Origin of the sequence: Granulicatella sp. HMSC31F03 (assembly GCF_001807725.1) — a bacterium.
Taxonomy (GTDB): domain Bacteria; phylum Bacillota; class Bacilli; order Lactobacillales; family Aerococcaceae; genus Granulicatella; species Granulicatella adiacens.
Window position 1 is genome coordinate 1 of record NZ_KV790838.1, and the last position, 14,497, is coordinate 14,497.

A 14,497-nucleotide genomic window follows, 5' to 3' on the forward strand; every position below is an offset into this window, starting at 1 on the left:
GAAAAATTCCATCAACCCTAAAAATTATAGAACCGATAAAACAAGCATTTTTCCTCAAAAAAAGGTAAGATATTGGAAGAAGTGAGGGGATAATATGAATATCACGATTGTGAGTGTTGGAAAATTAAAAGAAAAATATTTAAAACAAGGAATTGATGAATACGCAAAACGCTTAGGCAGCTACTGTAAGTTCCAAGTAGTGGAAGTGCCAGACGAGAAAGCTCCTGAGAATTTAAGCGACAAAGAGATGGAGCAAGTACTCGAAAAAGAAGGAGAACGTATCCTTTCTAAAATTAAAGACGGGGACGTGGTTGTGGCCATGGCAATTGAAGGAGACTTGGTGAGTTCAGAGCAACTCGCAAAAGAGATGGATACCTTTGCGCTCCATGGTAAGAGTTCGATGGTCTTTGTTATTGGGGGATCTCTAGGTCTTAATCCAGCTGTGAAAAAACGGGCTGACCGTAAGATTTCATTTGGCCGTATTACCTTGCCGCATCAACTGATGAGACTCGTTCTAACCGAGCAAATTTATCGCGCATTCCGAATTAATTCTGGTCATGCTTATCATAAATAAGTAAATATTCTCATAAAAAAAATAAAAAGAAAGTGCAAAATAGAGAATATATTTTCACATTTATTTCATAAGGTATGTCTATACTTTAGTTATTCCCAAAGAGAATATTTATCCTCCCAAATAAATATTTCTAATCCTTTTTTCCACCGACAGCTGTCGGTGGTTTTTTTGTGCAAAAAAGCATTGATTGAAGAAAAAATCCGTACTATACTTAAAGTATGGAGAAGTACCCAAGAGGCTGAAGGGGTCGCACTCGAAATGCGATAGGTCGTGAAAGCGGCGCGGGAGTTCAAATCTCCTCTTCTCCTTAAAAGTTCTTTATATATCAACGTTTTTAGAGGTTTTGTTCCGTAAATGTTCCGTAGCTTCTGATGAGATTTATCCGTTTTAAAAAAGTACTGGAGGCAGAAAAAGAGATGACTAAAGTAAAATTAAATTTAAATCAAACGCACTGTTGTGGAATTTATTCGGATAAGACGGTGTACAGTTTTACAGGGGATAGCTACCAAGAGTTGTTTTACCTTCTTCAAAGACGTGGACTTATCGAATCATTTATTGATGGAGACTTTATTGTCTATGATGAATTAAGACAGTACTCCGAGTTACCGCCTTATCAAAAGCTTACTGAGGAAGAATTAGAAGCGATTGATTTTGATAGTATTATTCAAAATCTGAGTGATGATGAAATCAAATCGGTGATTGAGAAATTCTTTGCCTATCGCTTTGACTGTGAGTTTCAAGAAGTAGAAGAATAAATTTATGTAGTATTTTAAAAGCCAGGACATATAATTTGTCCTGGCTATTGTTTATTTTATTTTTAGAGATTCGTTATATTCTTCTGCATCTGGAGTTTTCGTAAACTCAATCGTTAAATCTTTATATTTCATTAGCTCTTTCTCTAAATCATCAATTGAAACCTTAAAGAATTCTTTTCGGTTATTAACTTTATTCACGCGGTTTTTGCTAAATTTGTTGTGCAATTCAGTTTCTAGTTGATAGGCATTATAGCTGAAAATTAAGGCATGAACATCAAATTTAAAAGGAACTGAAGCACTACTCAATTCGTTAATTCGCTCTAGTGGATCTAGCCGTCTAGTAACGCCAATTTTAAATATATCTTTTCCAAATGCACCGATATTGGAAATTATATAAACATAACCAGCTCCTAAATTTTCTAGGCGATAATCAAGTTCTTTCTCTTCATCTGTATAGTCTTTAATATTTTGATTAGCCGCCGTAAGTTGAGCTAGAATATCATTCTTCTCATTTTCATCTTTAGTTTCAGCTAATCTTAGATTTAATTCTTCGACTAATTTTTGTAAATGAGTAATTTCTTTATTAATCTTTTTCTTCTTGTTTTCTACTTCCTTTTGTAGAGCTTTTTCTTCACGTTCTTTTTCTCGTTGCTCTCTTAAAGCTTCTTTTTCTTCAGCTTTCTTTCAAATTCATATCCTAAATACAATTCCTGATATTTCAAATTTAGAAATTCTTCGCGAATAGATACTAAGTTTGGTTTGAACGCTTGATTCAAAATTCTAAATGATGTAGCTATTTTATTTTCAATTGAATCAATATTATTATATTTAATTTTATTAATGGCAGCTTCACATTCAGCATTAAAACATCTTAGTATAACTTTGATATTTCCATTGGTCATTTGACGACCTTTTGATAAACTTCCATCAACACGCCATAAATCAGAATATTTTACAGCGGATTTGTTTTTTATCATATTTTTTTGTTGCTGACGAATTTTATCTAATTCATCTTTGTATTGTAGAGATGTAGCAAAATCATATTTTGGTTTATACAGTGCAAACTGTTGAAGTTCAATCTCATCTTCGACGTCAACTAATTCTTTACGTTTATTACTGATTTCTCGAATAACCCCATCTAATTGAGATTTATATTTAATGACTTCTACGTTAATTTCCTTTTTTTCTTTCTCTTTTTTAGCGATATAGTCATTAATTTCTGCAATTGTTAGTGACTTCGTTTCTTCGAGTATTTTCTCCATATTTTGAACTTTCCCATTAAGTTCTTCATTTTCTTTTTTTATCTCTGATATTCTAAAAATATCTAAAAACCCCATACTAAACACCTTCCCCAATTTTATAATAAAAAACCGGAACGAAATTTCGTTCCGGCAAATGTTGTTAAGTAACGACTCTTAGCGAATCACTTGTTCTGTTTCTTTGTCGAAGAAGTGAGATTTGTTTAAGTCGAATGCTAATTCAACTGTTTCGCCTGGGTTGTGGAAGTCACGTGCATCCACTTTAGATACGAATTCAGTATCATCAACACGAGTGTAAAGCATTGTTTCTGCACCAAGTAATTCTGATACAACAACTTCTGCTTTTACTGAAGATGAAGGATAAGTATCGATAGCGATTTGAGCCCCTTTGATATCTTCTGGGCGGATACCGAAGATAAGTTCTTTTCCTTCATATCCTTTTTCTTCAAGAAGTTTTTTCTTCGCTTCTGGTAATTGTAATGATAAACCTTTACCGTTTGTAATCACGCCGTCTTTTAATGTGACAGTGAAGAAGTTCATTGCTGGTGATCCGATGAATCCAGCTACGAATACATTGTTAGGTGTGTTGTACACTTCTTGTGGAGTACCGATTTGTTGTACGAAACCGTCTTTCATGATAACGATACGGTCCGCCATTGTCATCGCTTCTGTTTGGTCGTGTGTTACGTAAATAGTTGTTGTTTCTAAACGACGGTGTAATTTTGCAATTTCAGCACGCATCGCAACACGTAATTTAGCATCTAAGTTAGAAAGAGGTTCGTCCATTAAGAATACTTTCGCATCACGAACGATCGCACGTCCTAAAGCCACACGTTGACGTTGACCACCAGATAAAGCAGCTGGTTTACGTTCTAAGTATTGCGCTAAGCCTAAGATTTCAGCAGCGTTTTTAACACGTTTGTCAATTTCAGCTTTGTCGTATTTACGTAATTTCAAACCGAATGCCATGTTATCATATACGCTCATGTGAGGATATAGGGCATAGTTTTGGAATACCATCGCGATATCACGATCTTTTGGAGCTACGTCGTTCATCACAACGTCGCCGATTTTTAATTCCCCTTCAGAAATATCTTCTAGACCAGCAATCATACGAAGTGTAGTTGATTTACCGCATCCAGAAGGTCCTACGAATACGATGAATTCGCGATCTTTGATGTGTAAGTTAAAGTCTGTTACGGAATAGTTTTCCGCGTTGTCATATTTTTTGTGAATATGGTTTAATTGCATTTCTACCATTAGGATTTCCCCCTGTCATTGTTTTAACACTATTAGTTTACGATTTTTAGTAGAAAAGTGATAGGGTACATTGCACAAAAAGTATCCTAAATTTTGTGCATATTGCCGAAAAATGGTGTATGAAGGATTCTTTTTACCGTATCTTAAGATAAAGAATGTAAGGATTTTCAAAAAAAGAGTGAACACGAGTGCAAGCTTTCCAAAACTTTGTTATGATAAGAGGTAGAAACTTTAAATGAAAAGGTGATGAAATGGAAAGAAAACGTGGATTTGAAGTTATATCTGCTTATGAAGGGAAAGGAATTAATGTTCCTAAACGTTCTACAAAACATTCGGCAGGTTATGATTTTGAAGCGGCAGAAGATATTGTGTTACCAAGTATTTGGAAAATGATCTTTAAATTTGCTGCTACTCAATTAAAACAATGGATTTATACAACCGATAAAGAAACGGTTGAGGCAGAATTACAAAAAGAACAAAAAGTATTAAAACCGATTCTTGTTCCAACAGGAATTAAATCTTATATGCAAGAAGATGAATATTTACAACTTGCGAACCGTTCAAGTAATCCACTTAAACACTTTTTAGTATTACCAAACGGAATTGGAGTTGTTGATAGCGACTATTATAATAATCCAGATAACGAAGGACATATTTACTTCCAATTAATCAACTTTGGATTATTCGATAAAGAAATTAAAAAAGGCGACCGTATTGGCCAAGGTATTTTCTTACCATTCTTAAAAGCAGATACGGACGAAGAAAATGATATGAATGAACGTACAGGCGGTTTTGGTTCTTCTGGCGTTCGTTAGAAAGGAGCCAATATGGCAAAAACAGCCACAAGTTTTGTATGTAGAGAATGTGGATATAATTCACCAAAATATTTAGGAAAATGTCCAAACTGTGGAAATTGGTCCACAATGGAAGAGTTTAAGGAAACGACGAGTAACACGAAACGACCTTCTTTAGTCCAACAGTCAGAAGAAGCCCATAAAACAAAACCGATGCGACTGGACCAGGTTTCTTATGAACGCGTCAACCGTGTAAAAACATCCATTAGCGAACTCGACCGTGTGCTTGGTGGTGGCGTGGTGCCAGGCTCCTTAGTATTAATCGGTGGGGACCCTGGGATTGGAAAATCGACTTTATTATTACAAGTTTCTAGTGAATTACAACAAACACAAGGGACCGTTCTCTATGTATCCGGAGAGGAAAGTGCGTCTCAAATTAAAATGCGTGCAGAGCGTCTTGGGATGCAAGCAGACGGATTTTATATTTATGCGGAGACAAACTTAGAAGATATCGTTGCGCAAGTAGAAGCGTTGAAGCCGGACTATGTCATTATCGATTCGATTCAAACGATGACACATCCACAGGCAAACGGGGTAGCCGGAAGCGTGTCTCATGTTCGTGAGGCAACGGCAACACTCATGCGACTTGCGAAACTCAATCAGATCGCCATCTTTATTGTGGGTCACGTGACAAAAGAGGGAGCGTTGGCAGGTCCTCGTATGTTGGAACATATGGTGGACACCGTTCTTTATTTTGAAGGGGATAAGCATCATAGTTTCCGAGTGCTTCGCTCTGTGAAAAACCGTTTTGGGTCAACGAACGAGATTGGGGTCTTCGAAATGCATCAAGAAGGGCTGAATGAAGTAACCAATCCTTCGGAAGTCTTTTTAGAAGAACGTTTGGCTGGCGCAACTGGTTCCGCAATTGTCGTGTCTCTTGAAGGGACACGACCAATTTTAACCGAGGTGCAATGTCTATTGTCCCCAACAGCCTTTGGAAATGCACGCCGTACGACAAGTGGTCTAGACTATAATCGTGTTGCGCTCTTGATGGCGGTACTTGAGAAACGTGCAGGTCTTCTATTGCAAAACCAAGATGCTTACTTTAAATCAACTGGTGGTTTGAAACTGGGCGAACCTGCAGTCGATTTAGCGATTGCGATGAGTATCGTTTCAAGCTATAAGGAAAAAGAAACGCAGATGGGGGATTGCTTTATCGGCGAAATTGGCTTGACAGGTGAAATTCGAAAAGTAAACCGTGTCTATGACCGTGTCCGTGAAGCAGAAAAACTCGGATTCAAGCGTGTCTTCATTCCAAAAAACAACTTAGATGGATGGAAAATTCCTGAAAATATCGAAGTTGTCGGTGTATCTTCTGTCAAAGAGGCTATTTATAAAGCCTTCAATCATGAAAAATAGAAAGGAGAGGATTGGATGGAACAACCCAAAAAATTTCGAGCATACGGAAGAAAATTATTACAATTCATTTTCGTATTGCTCGGAGGATCTTTAGGAGCGACGTACTTTCCAAGTCTATGGCAAACGTTCAATATTTCAAATGAATGGCTAACATCTCAAGTAACGAATATTTTATTAGGTGCAATTATTTTATTCTGTATTTCATTTTTCGTTGCTGATCCAATTTTAGCGGGAATTCGTAGACTTGAAAAAATTGTGAGTCAACTATCAGTAAGTTATTTACTCTTCGGGATGATAGGAGCGCTGATTGGACTATTAGTGGCTTGGCTAGTTGGCCTTCCGTTTACTAATTTGCAAATTCCTGCAATTACTCAAGCGCTGCCGATTGCGCTTAGCATTATCTTTGGTTATCTTGGATTTTACGTAGGAACCACTCGTCGTGAGGATATTTTAAGAGTCTTCACAGTCAATAAGAAAAAAACAGAAGATTCTCCAGTGTTAGAGCGTAAAGCAGGAGATAATTTTAGAAAATATAAACTGCTTGATACGAGTGTTATTATTGATGGTCGTATTTACGATATTGCTAAAACAGGCTTTATAGAAGGGGTACTAGTGATTCCGGTATTCGTATTGAACGAGCTTCAATACATTGCGGATAGTGCGGATAGCTTAAAACGAGTAAGAGGTCGTCGAGGTTTAGATATCTTAAACGCCCTTCAAAAAGAAGAGCATATTCAAGTAGAAATTTACGAAGGGGATTATGATGATATCAATGAAGTCGATCGCAAATTGATTCGATTGGCCAAATCCATTGATGGAATTATTATCACCAATGATTTTAACTTGAACAAAGTAAGTGAGTTCCAAAATGTTCCAGTATTTAATATCAATGCTTTAGCCCAAGCCATTAAACCAGTTGTGATTCCGGGTGAAACGTTGAAGACTACCGTTGTGAAACAAGGAACGGAGCGTCAGCAAGGGGTTGCGTACTTGGATGATGGAACGATGATTGTTGTGGAAGACGGTCAATATTATATGAACGAAGAGATTGAAGTGGTCGTAACGAGCGCGCTTCAAACTGCAGCAGGTCGTATGATTTTCGCTAAACCACTGCATAGCCAAAAGAAAATTAAACAATAAAGTGCAAAATGATTACTTCAAATCCTTGCGGATTTGTTTATAATCGCTGTAATGGGGCACCGGTTCGAGCCGAAGTCTCTCACCTTTAAAGCCTCAAAGCTGGAGTAAGGAATCAATTCCTAACTCCAGCTTTTTCGCATTTAATGCTATTCCCCATTACTGCTATTATAAAATCCGCATGATTCTTTGTAATCATAGTGCTTAAAGTTTTTTTGTATGTTAGGAAGCAACGACTGCTGACAATTTGCATAAATAGAAAAAGGATGGACGAATTTCGTCCATCCTTTTTGTTATTCAATATCGATTTCAAATGGTTCGTCAATGGTTTCAGAGACGTATTTGCCATCTTTTTTGCGTTGTTTCACACATTCCGTTAATAAGTATTCGATTTGTCCATTGACTGATCTAAAATCATCTTCTGCCCATGATGCGATAGCAGCATATAATTTAGAAGACAGTCGTAATGGAATTTGTTTTTTCTTTAAATCAGCCATCGTTAGTATAGGCTTCCTGTATTAACGATTGGTTGAGCATCATGATTGCCGCAAAGAACAACTAGTAAGTTTGAGACCATCGCAGCTTTACGTTCTTCATCTAGTTCTACGAGGCCCCCTTCGTTTAAGCGTTCTAACGCCATTTCAACCATTCCAACAGCACCGTCTACAATCATCATTCTAGCGTCAATAATTGCTGAAGCTTGTTGACGTTGAAGCATTACCGCAGCGATTTCTGGAGCATATGCTAAATAAGTAATACGTGCTTCGATAATTTCAAGTCCTGCATTTTCTACACGTGCTTGAATTTCATCACGAATCCGTTTTGCAACGATTTCACTAGAACCACGTAAGCTACCTTCGTCGGCAATCCCATCACCTGTAGTGTCGACATTTGGAGCGACATCATATGGATAGATGCGTACGATATTACGAAGGGCGCTGTCACATTGCAGCGATAAGTATTCTTTATAGTTATCTACATTGAAAACCGCTTTAGCTGTATCAACCACTTTCCAAGTTACGGCAATTCCGATTTCTACAGGATTTCCTAAGCAATCATTAATTTTTTGACGAGAATTATTTAAGGTCATGATTTTTAAGGAAATATGTTTTTTAAAGGCATCTAAGTTGGCTTCAATTCCTGAGTTATTAATCGAGATTGATGTATTTTGACGATCGACATCGCCGCTTTGTCCAAGTTTCGTTTTAGAAGCAGGATTCACTGCCACGCTAAAAGGATTTACAAAATAGAATCCAGGCTCTTTAATCGTTCCTGTGTAATCCCCAAAAAGAGTCAAAACAATGGCCTCTTGCGGTTTTACAACTTTCAGACCGCCAAATGAAATGATCGATCCAATAAATAAAAAGATACTAAAAAGAACGCCGACGACAGCTAATGCTTCATTCTTCAAAAAAGCGATGGAAGAAATAAAGCTTGCAATCGCAACAATTATCATTAGAACAATGAAAAATAATGCGGAAAAACCGTTAGACTTTGTTTTTAAAATTTTTTCGTTCATAAAAAAGACTCCTTTGTCTATTTGATATCTAAATGATATCACCAAGAAATCTAAAATTCAATACAAAAAAAGAATTATTGGTAAAATTTACCAATAATTCTAAGAGATGGAATTCTAACTATAAAATAAGTAGTAAGAGGAACGTTATAATTGCTAGTCCGCCTTGTTTCCAGATGATGCTCATTTGGCTTGTCAGTCCACCGTATACTGCTACGACAATGATATTGAAGAGTAGAAATCCGACAACTTCTCTAGAACCAATGATTAATCCAAAGACTAATCCTACGGAAATCATCAAGTTATAGACTCCTTGATTTTTGAAGAGCGTCGTAATATTAGCATTCTTCAACGTTTCAACACTCATATTGAAGACGCGGCTTGTGGCTTCTGAAGTCGTTTGGAGTGTTTCCAAGTAGAAAATATAGACGAATTCTAGCGCAACGAGAGCGGTTAAAATAGTAATAATAATAGACATCTTTCTGCCTCCTTTTTAATAAGCAGACTAGTGTATAACTCTTTTTTTGACAGAAGCGAATGATAAGCCTAGGAAGAGCGAAACATTGACGGAGTGCGCTCAATATGCTATCCTATCCTTTGTATAAAAAAGAATCACTACGATTTAGAAAGGAGAAAGTCATGAGTTATATTTCAGTAGAACATCTTTCTTTCTCATATGAACAAGAGACAGTACTTGAAGATATTAGCTTTACAGTGGAGCCGGGTCAATTTGTGATTTTGACTGGGGAAAATGGGGCGGCAAAGTCAACACTCGTTAAAAATATTTTGGGCCTTCTAACACCAAAGACAGGGAAAGCAGTGATTGCTAAGAAAAATAGTAATGGCGAGAAGTTATCGATTGGGTATGCTCCGCAACAGATTTCTTCTTTTAATGTAGGTTTCCCTTCGAATGTTTATGAATTAGTGGCTTCAGGGAGATACCAACAAGGTCGCTGGTTTAAAAAATTAACAGCAGAAGATCACGAACATATCGAACGTTCTCTCAAATCCGTTGGAATGTGGGATGAGCGTCATAAGCGTATCGGAGATTTATCAGGGGGACAAAAACAACGCATTTGTTTAGCGCGAATTTTTGCAACAGACCCCGATTTATTCGTTTTAGATGAGCCGACCGCCGGAATGGATAAAGCTTCTAGAGAACGATTCTATCATCTATTACATCATGCTTGCGCTCATCACGGGAAAGCCATTTTAATGGTGACTCATGAGGAAGAAGCACTTGAACAATACGTGGATAAACATATCCATCTGCAACGAAAGGAGGATTCTCCATGGAGATGTTTTTCTATGGTTTCATGCAAAGAGCATTCATCTCAGGAATAGCGATGGCGTTTATCACGCCGATTCTTGGATTGTTCTTAATTCTTAGAAGGCAGTCGCTCATGGCGGATACTTTATCGCATGTTTCTTTAGTCGGAGTAGCGCTAGGATTTCTTCTAGGGATGAATCCGACGTTCACCACACTGATTGTAGTCATTATTGCAGCAATTTTTATTGAAGCCATTGGAAAGTATTTTAGAGGATATTCCGAAATCACCGTTGCGATTTTGATGTCTGGTGGAATGGCGATTGCCCTTATTTTAATGAACTTACAAAAAGGGCGTTCAACGATGAGTGTGGATCAATTTTTATTTGGTTCGATTGTGACAATTACAAATGAACAAATGTGGATTATGATTTTACTAGCTATTGTTGTAGTTGGTTTATATGCGATTTTCCGTAAACCACTCTATGTTCTATCATTCGATGAAGACACTGCGATGACCGCGGGATTGCCCGTTCGATTGATGACGAATCTCTTTACGATTATCACAGGTGTTGTGATTGCTGTGATGATGCCAATCGCAGGGTCACTTTTAGTATCGGCCGTTATCGTATTACCAGCGTCAATCGCGCTTCGAGTAAGCAGTAAGTTTAATGGAGTGATTATTGGCGGAATTATCATTAGTCTGATTGGTTTCTTTACAGGCCTGTCAGCTTCCTATATTTACGAAGCACCTCCAGGAGCTGCGATTACATGTGTATTCCTTGTCATTTTATTCATCTCATTTATCCTGAGTGCCTTTCGCAAAAAAGCATAATAACAAAGCTTACCATTCGTTTGGTAGGCTTTTTTTGTGACTCAGTTTGACGAAATGGCTAGGAGAGCGTATAGTAACTGTCATAAGATTATTTGGAGGACAAGTATGTGATTATACAGGCGTTATCGAGTCTGGTGACGATACTAGCGGTCATCACGCTCGGCTATCTCTTACAGGCCAAGGGGTGGTTTCAGGAAGGATTCAGTAAAAGCATTGCCGATTTGATTTTGAAAATTGCTTTGCCAGCGTCCATCTTTGTTTCAGTATTAAAATTTATTACAAAAGAACAACTCGTGAGTTTCTTTGGAGCGAGCCTTTATCCGTTGATTGCTGTGATTCTAGGATACATCGTGGCATGGGGCGCTGTTGTATTATTTAAAGTTCCAGTCGGGCGACGCGGGATTATGCTCAATACATTCGTTAATGCGAATACGGTCTTTATGGGGCTACCGCTCAATCTCTCCCTTTTTGGAGAAGAGGCGATGCCATACTTCTTGGTCTACTACGTGATAAATACATTGTCGATTTTTACGGTGGGAACGTATGTTGTAGCCACTGACCGTCCTGGTGGAAATAAAAACAAAGGAATCCAGTGGAAGGCCCTCTGTTCACCACCACTCATTGCGTTCTTAGTGGCATTAGTAGTTGTGGCACTTGGAATTCCAGTTCCAATCTTTGCCCAGAATTCCATTAGTATAGTGGGAAGTTTAGTGACGCCATTGTCACTAATGTATATTGGGATTAATCTTAAGCAAAGTGGCCTGGGAACACTCAAGGTAGACCGCGATACAGTACTTGCTCTAGCTGGACGTTTTGTTATTTTCCCAATCATAATGGTATTGGTGTTACTTTTTGGAGGAGCGGATAATCCCTTATTAAAAGAAACCTTTATTATTCAGTCGACTATTCCAACGCTGGTGATTATGCCGATTTTAGCGGCAGAAGCAGGAGGAGATGTTGATTTTGCTACGAATGTGGTGACCATGACAACCATTGCCTATTTAGCGGTATTGCCATTGTGGTCCTTATTCTTATTTTTTATTTAGCGAAATTATCATATATGATAATTTTTCAAGCACACAAAAAGCGAAGAACCCTTACAGGCTCTTCGCTTTATTTCATTTTATCTTATAAAAATTCATGAGTATCAAAGAAGTTTCCTAAAACAGCTTTGATCTTTTGAGATTCGGTATCAATTTCTGTAATTTTGATGATAGAAGAATAATCAGACACATTGTGATTAGACACTCCAGATTCACAGAACACAACCGCTCCTGCAGTGGTTGAATCGAACTCTTGGATTAAGCTACGCATTCCGTTAATCGTACCACCAGCCTTTAAGAAATCGTCAACGATTAATACATTAGATCCACTAGGAAGTGTACGTTTAGATAATTCCATTTTCTCAACACGAGAAGAAGAACCGGAAACGTAGTTAATACTTACAGTAGAACCTTCTGTAATTTTTGAATCACGACGAACAATGACGAAAGGAACGTTTAAATAATTAGCTACCGTTTGTGCGATAGGAACTCCTTTTGTTGCAACGGTCATAACGGCATCAATCTTCTTATCTTCGTAAGCAGATGCAATCATTTTTCCTAAATCATGTAATACATTTGGTTTTGCAAGTAAATCAGAAAGATAAATATATCCCCCTGGCAATAAGCGACTTGCATCGTTCATTTGTTCTTTTAATTTCTCCGCAGCAGCCAATGCTTGTTCACGTTTGATTTTTGGTACAAAAATCACTCCGCCAGCAGCACCAGGGACTGTACGAATAATCCCAACACCTTGTTTTTCAAAAGTCTTCTTAATGATAGCAATATCTTCACTAATAGAAGATTTTGCGGACTGGTACAAAGTTGTAAATGTAGTTAATGAAATTAACGTATGTGGATTATCTAATAGACGTTGTGTCATATCAATAAGACGTTCACTTCTTTTCAATTTCATTGTATCGTCCTCCCTCTTTGAATGAACTACTTCTATATTATACATAAAATAACGAAAATTACAATTTCGAAAAACCGTATCATTCGGGAAAAAGCACAAAAAACACCTCTTTATAAAACGAACGTTCTATTTTTATAAAGATATCTTATCAAAATGTAGAAGTACTTTAAAAGTTAATTAAAAACGGACTCATATCGTGAGTCCGTTTTACAGTTTAAATGCGTTTGAGTTCGATGCCGACAACACCGTATTGTGCTTGTTTTTCTTTTGAATAGTAAGTCAACATGTCATCGGGATGTGCGTTGTCCACGTCATCTGGAGTATACCCACATTGTAGTAGCGGGAGGTTTTCATACAGTTCTGTGAAGTTTTTAAAAACATGCAACCCAACCACTTCGCAGAGTGTCGTTTGCGAAGCATCTTCGGTATTAGTAAATCGAATTTGATCACCAATTTGAATCGATTGGCGCTTCTCATCGTACAGACGAAGCTCAATCGTTTTTTGACCGGAGGAAATGGAAGCATACGGTTTTGGGAAAAGAGTCATCTCATGCAGCATGACTAGTTCTCCTTGTTTAGTACGAATTTTTCAACGGCAACAGCAACGCCATCTTCATCGTTGGTTGTTGTCACGAAGTTGGCGATTTCTTTAATCGAATCAATCGCATTTCCCATCGCAACGCCAAGACCCGCGTATTCAATCATATCACGATCGTTCTCGTGGTCGCCAAGACACATCACTTCATCGGGTGTAAGGCCAAGTTTATCGGCTAGATGATGCACGGCCTTTCCTTTGCTTGCTTCAGGATGAATGACTTCGAGGTAAAAGCTGGCACTACGGAAAATATTGTAGCTACTCTTGAAGTCGTCAGAAAGATTTGGAATTAATTCTTCTAACACTTCAGGCTCATCCACGAACATGATTTTAACGAATTCTTTATCGGTTGGAATGTCCTTGTATAATTGGTGCACGATTGGCATGCCGACTAGTTCGCTCTCGTGAATAGAGTATTTACCGACTGTTTCCGTGGGAACGAAAATCGCTTCTTCGTCAATAGCGTGGTAGTGCACATTGTATTTTGTAGCATAATCGTTCACGCGTTCTAAATCGTCATGTGTCATTGAGAAGCGAACGAGTGCTTTTTTCGAACCTGTTTGTTGTACAAGTGTTCCGTTGTAAGTCACAACGTAATCGTGGTCGTTCACAAGGTCTAGTTCTTGAAGCAGCCCTTCTACACCAGGATATGGTCGTCCTGTACAAAGAACCACATAGACTCCTTGTGCGCTTGCGGCGTTTAAAGCAGCCTTTACTCGAGGTGTGATTTCGCGTTTTGAATTGAGCAGTGTGCCGTCGATATCGATGGCGATTAATTTGATAGACATAATGCCTCCTTGAAAATTGTTAAATAGCGTTAAGTAATGTTTTGAGCTGGATAATTGGATATCTTTAAAATAAGAATCTGAGCAAAAATACAATGCTTTTACATCAATCCATTACGTAAAACTTTCGGAGTGTTCCGTAAAATATGGAAAACACAATATACCTTATAAGGTATATTGTGTTTTTTTATTTATAAAAAGTAATTGATAGATGATGCTTATATCCTGCGAAGTTGAGTTCGGAAAAGCAGAGGCTCAAGCCTTTCGAGGTTAGTCCGCACGACTTGTGCCAAGTCCCTTGCGTTACTCCGGTCCAGTGATTCAGTCCTGAGCGTTCGCCCTCGT

At 37.9% G+C, this 14,497-nt stretch carries 17 protein-coding genes and 1 tRNA gene; 9 read left to right on the forward strand and 9 right to left on the reverse strand.

Features of this window, described 5'->3' with window-relative positions; all coding sequences use genetic code 11:
- Positions 1-94 precede the first annotated feature (94 nt).
- The 3 genes from rlmH (at position 95) to HMPREF3106_RS00535 (ending at position 1,329) form a co-directional block, all read left to right on the forward strand.
- Positions 95-574, forward strand: a complete 480-nt coding sequence (gene rlmH, locus HMPREF3106_RS00525; protein WP_070443723.1) for a 23S rRNA (pseudouridine(1915)-N(3))-methyltransferase RlmH — start codon at positions 95-97, stop codon at positions 572-574.
- Between the two features lie 220 nt (positions 575-794).
- Positions 795-882: transfer RNA gene (locus HMPREF3106_RS00530), tRNA-Ser, on the forward strand.
- 108 nt (positions 883-990) lie between these two features.
- Positions 991-1,329, forward strand: coding sequence for a hypothetical protein (locus tag HMPREF3106_RS00535; RefSeq protein ID WP_070443725.1), 339 nt, complete (start codon positions 991-993; stop codon positions 1,327-1,329).
- Between the two features lie 51 nt (positions 1,330-1,380).
- Here the strand turns inward: HMPREF3106_RS00535 and HMPREF3106_RS09730 are convergent, their stop codons facing one another.
- From HMPREF3106_RS09730 to HMPREF3106_RS00545, 3 genes are all read right to left on the reverse strand, one after another.
- Positions 1,381-1,917 carry a GIY-YIG nuclease family protein gene (locus HMPREF3106_RS09730; protein WP_371327433.1) on the reverse strand — a complete coding sequence of 179 codons (537 nt, stop codon included), beginning with the start codon at positions 1,915-1,917 and terminating at the stop codon, positions 1,381-1,383.
- 68 nt (positions 1,918-1,985) lie between these two features.
- Entirely contained in the window at positions 1,986-2,666 is a 681-nt protein-coding gene (locus HMPREF3106_RS09610) for an SNIPE associated domain-containing protein (protein WP_246827481.1), read from the reverse strand.
- A 78-nt stretch (positions 2,667-2,744) separates the two neighbouring features.
- Positions 2,745-3,848 carry an ABC transporter ATP-binding protein gene (locus HMPREF3106_RS00545; RefSeq protein ID WP_070443728.1) on the reverse strand — a complete coding sequence of 368 codons (1,104 nt, stop codon included), beginning with the start codon at positions 3,846-3,848 and terminating at the stop codon, positions 2,745-2,747.
- A 251-nt stretch (positions 3,849-4,099) separates the two neighbouring features.
- Between HMPREF3106_RS00545 and HMPREF3106_RS00550 the strand changes: the two genes are divergently transcribed.
- The 3 genes from HMPREF3106_RS00550 to HMPREF3106_RS00560 are packed head-to-tail and all read left to right on the forward strand — an operon-like array spanning position 4,100 to position 7,201.
- Positions 4,100-4,663 (forward strand): dCTP deaminase/dUTPase family protein, encoded by a 564-nt coding sequence (locus tag HMPREF3106_RS00550; protein WP_005608058.1) that lies wholly within the window; start codon positions 4,100-4,102, stop codon positions 4,661-4,663.
- A gap of 12 nt (positions 4,664-4,675) precedes the next feature.
- Entirely contained in the window at positions 4,676-6,061 is a 1,386-nt protein-coding gene (gene radA, locus HMPREF3106_RS00555) for a DNA repair protein RadA (RefSeq protein ID WP_039849307.1), read from the forward strand.
- 15 nt (positions 6,062-6,076) lie between these two features.
- Complete coding sequence (locus tag HMPREF3106_RS00560; RefSeq protein WP_005608054.1) at positions 6,077-7,201, forward strand: PIN/TRAM domain-containing protein; 1,125 nt, start codon at positions 6,077-6,079, stop codon at positions 7,199-7,201.
- 290 nt (positions 7,202-7,491) lie between these two features.
- Here HMPREF3106_RS00560 and HMPREF3106_RS00565 read toward each other — a convergent pair whose 3' ends face one another.
- The 3 genes from HMPREF3106_RS00565 to HMPREF3106_RS00575 form a co-directional block, all read right to left on the reverse strand.
- A complete protein-coding gene (locus HMPREF3106_RS00565) occupies positions 7,492-7,695 on the reverse strand; it encodes a type II toxin-antitoxin system antitoxin (protein WP_005608052.1) in 204 nt (67 codons plus the stop codon).
- Positions 7,696-7,697: 2 nt separating this feature from the next.
- Positions 7,698-8,717: an SPFH domain-containing protein gene (locus HMPREF3106_RS00570; protein ID WP_070443731.1), complete on the reverse strand. Its 1,020-nt coding sequence runs from the start codon at positions 8,715-8,717 to the stop codon at positions 7,698-7,700.
- 118 nt (positions 8,718-8,835) lie between these two features.
- Positions 8,836-9,192 carry a DUF1304 domain-containing protein gene (locus tag HMPREF3106_RS00575; protein ID WP_070443734.1) on the reverse strand — a complete coding sequence of 119 codons (357 nt, stop codon included), beginning with the start codon at positions 9,190-9,192 and terminating at the stop codon, positions 8,836-8,838.
- Positions 9,193-9,353: 161 nt separating this feature from the next.
- Here HMPREF3106_RS00575 and HMPREF3106_RS00580 point away from each other — a divergent pair, with 161 nt between their 5' ends.
- The 3 genes from HMPREF3106_RS00580 to HMPREF3106_RS00590 all read left to right on the forward strand — a co-directional run bounded on the left by HMPREF3106_RS00580 (position 9,354) and on the right by HMPREF3106_RS00590 (position 11,862).
- Entirely contained in the window at positions 9,354-10,058 is a 705-nt protein-coding gene (locus tag HMPREF3106_RS00580; protein WP_039849304.1) for a metal ABC transporter ATP-binding protein, read from the forward strand.
- Positions 10,007-10,816 (forward strand): metal ABC transporter permease, encoded by an 810-nt coding sequence (locus HMPREF3106_RS00585; protein WP_070443736.1) that lies wholly within the window; start codon positions 10,007-10,009, stop codon positions 10,814-10,816. The genes HMPREF3106_RS00580 and HMPREF3106_RS00585 overlap by 52 nt, the downstream gene beginning before the upstream one ends.
- Positions 10,817-10,923: 107 nt before the next feature.
- On the forward strand, positions 10,924-11,862 hold the full coding sequence (locus HMPREF3106_RS00590; RefSeq protein ID WP_168160679.1) for an AEC family transporter: 939 nt from the start codon (positions 10,924-10,926) through the stop codon (positions 11,860-11,862).
- 82 nt (positions 11,863-11,944) lie between these two features.
- Here the strand turns inward: HMPREF3106_RS00590 and purR are convergent, their stop codons facing one another.
- The 3 genes from purR to yidA form a co-directional block, all read right to left on the reverse strand.
- Positions 11,945-12,772 (reverse strand): pur operon repressor, encoded by an 828-nt coding sequence (purR, locus tag HMPREF3106_RS00595; protein WP_070443741.1) that lies wholly within the window; start codon positions 12,770-12,772, stop codon positions 11,945-11,947.
- 214 nt (positions 12,773-12,986) lie between these two features.
- Positions 12,987-13,331, reverse strand: a complete 345-nt coding sequence (locus HMPREF3106_RS00600; RefSeq protein WP_005608036.1) for an ASCH domain-containing protein — start codon at positions 13,329-13,331, stop codon at positions 12,987-12,989.
- Positions 13,332-13,333: 2 nt separating this feature from the next.
- Positions 13,334-14,155 (reverse strand): sugar-phosphatase, encoded by an 822-nt coding sequence (gene yidA / locus HMPREF3106_RS00605; RefSeq protein WP_070443744.1) that lies wholly within the window; start codon positions 14,153-14,155, stop codon positions 13,334-13,336.
- Between the last annotated feature and the right edge of the window lie 342 nt (positions 14,156-14,497).

Coding starts and splice junctions, on each gene's coding strand:
- rlmH (WP_070443723.1), top strand. CDS start 95: ATGAATATCACGATTGTGAGTGTTGGAAAATTAAAAGAAAAATATTTA.
- HMPREF3106_RS00535 (WP_070443725.1), top strand. CDS start 991: ATGACTAAAGTAAAATTAAATTTAAATCAAACGCACTGTTGTGGAATT.
- HMPREF3106_RS09610 (WP_246827481.1), bottom strand. CDS start 2,666: ATGGGGTTTTTAGATATTTTTAGAATATCAGAGATAAAAAAAGAAAAT.
- HMPREF3106_RS00545 (WP_070443728.1), bottom strand. CDS start 3,848: ATGGTAGAAATGCAATTAAACCATATTCACAAAAAATATGACAACGCG.
- HMPREF3106_RS00550 (WP_005608058.1), top strand. CDS start 4,100: ATGGAAAGAAAACGTGGATTTGAAGTTATATCTGCTTATGAAGGGAAA.
- radA (WP_039849307.1), top strand. CDS start 4,676: ATGGCAAAAACAGCCACAAGTTTTGTATGTAGAGAATGTGGATATAAT.
- HMPREF3106_RS00560 (WP_005608054.1), top strand. CDS start 6,077: ATGGAACAACCCAAAAAATTTCGAGCATACGGAAGAAAATTATTACAA.
- HMPREF3106_RS00565 (WP_005608052.1), bottom strand. CDS start 7,695: ATGGCTGATTTAAAGAAAAAACAAATTCCATTACGACTGTCTTCTAAA.
- HMPREF3106_RS00570 (WP_070443731.1), bottom strand. CDS start 8,717: ATGAACGAAAAAATTTTAAAAACAAAGTCTAACGGTTTTTCCGCATTA.
- HMPREF3106_RS00575 (WP_070443734.1), bottom strand. CDS start 9,192: ATGTCTATTATTATTACTATTTTAACCGCTCTCGTTGCGCTAGAATTC.
- HMPREF3106_RS00580 (WP_039849304.1), top strand. CDS start 9,354: ATGAGTTATATTTCAGTAGAACATCTTTCTTTCTCATATGAACAAGAG.
- HMPREF3106_RS00585 (WP_070443736.1), top strand. CDS start 10,007: ATGGAGATGTTTTTCTATGGTTTCATGCAAAGAGCATTCATCTCAGGA.
- purR (WP_070443741.1), bottom strand. CDS start 12,772: ATGAAATTGAAAAGAAGTGAACGTCTTATTGATATGACACAACGTCTA.
- HMPREF3106_RS00600 (WP_005608036.1), bottom strand. CDS start 13,331: ATGCTGCATGAGATGACTCTTTTCCCAAAACCGTATGCTTCCATTTCC.
- yidA (WP_070443744.1), bottom strand. CDS start 14,155: ATGTCTATCAAATTAATCGCCATCGATATCGACGGCACACTGCTCAAT.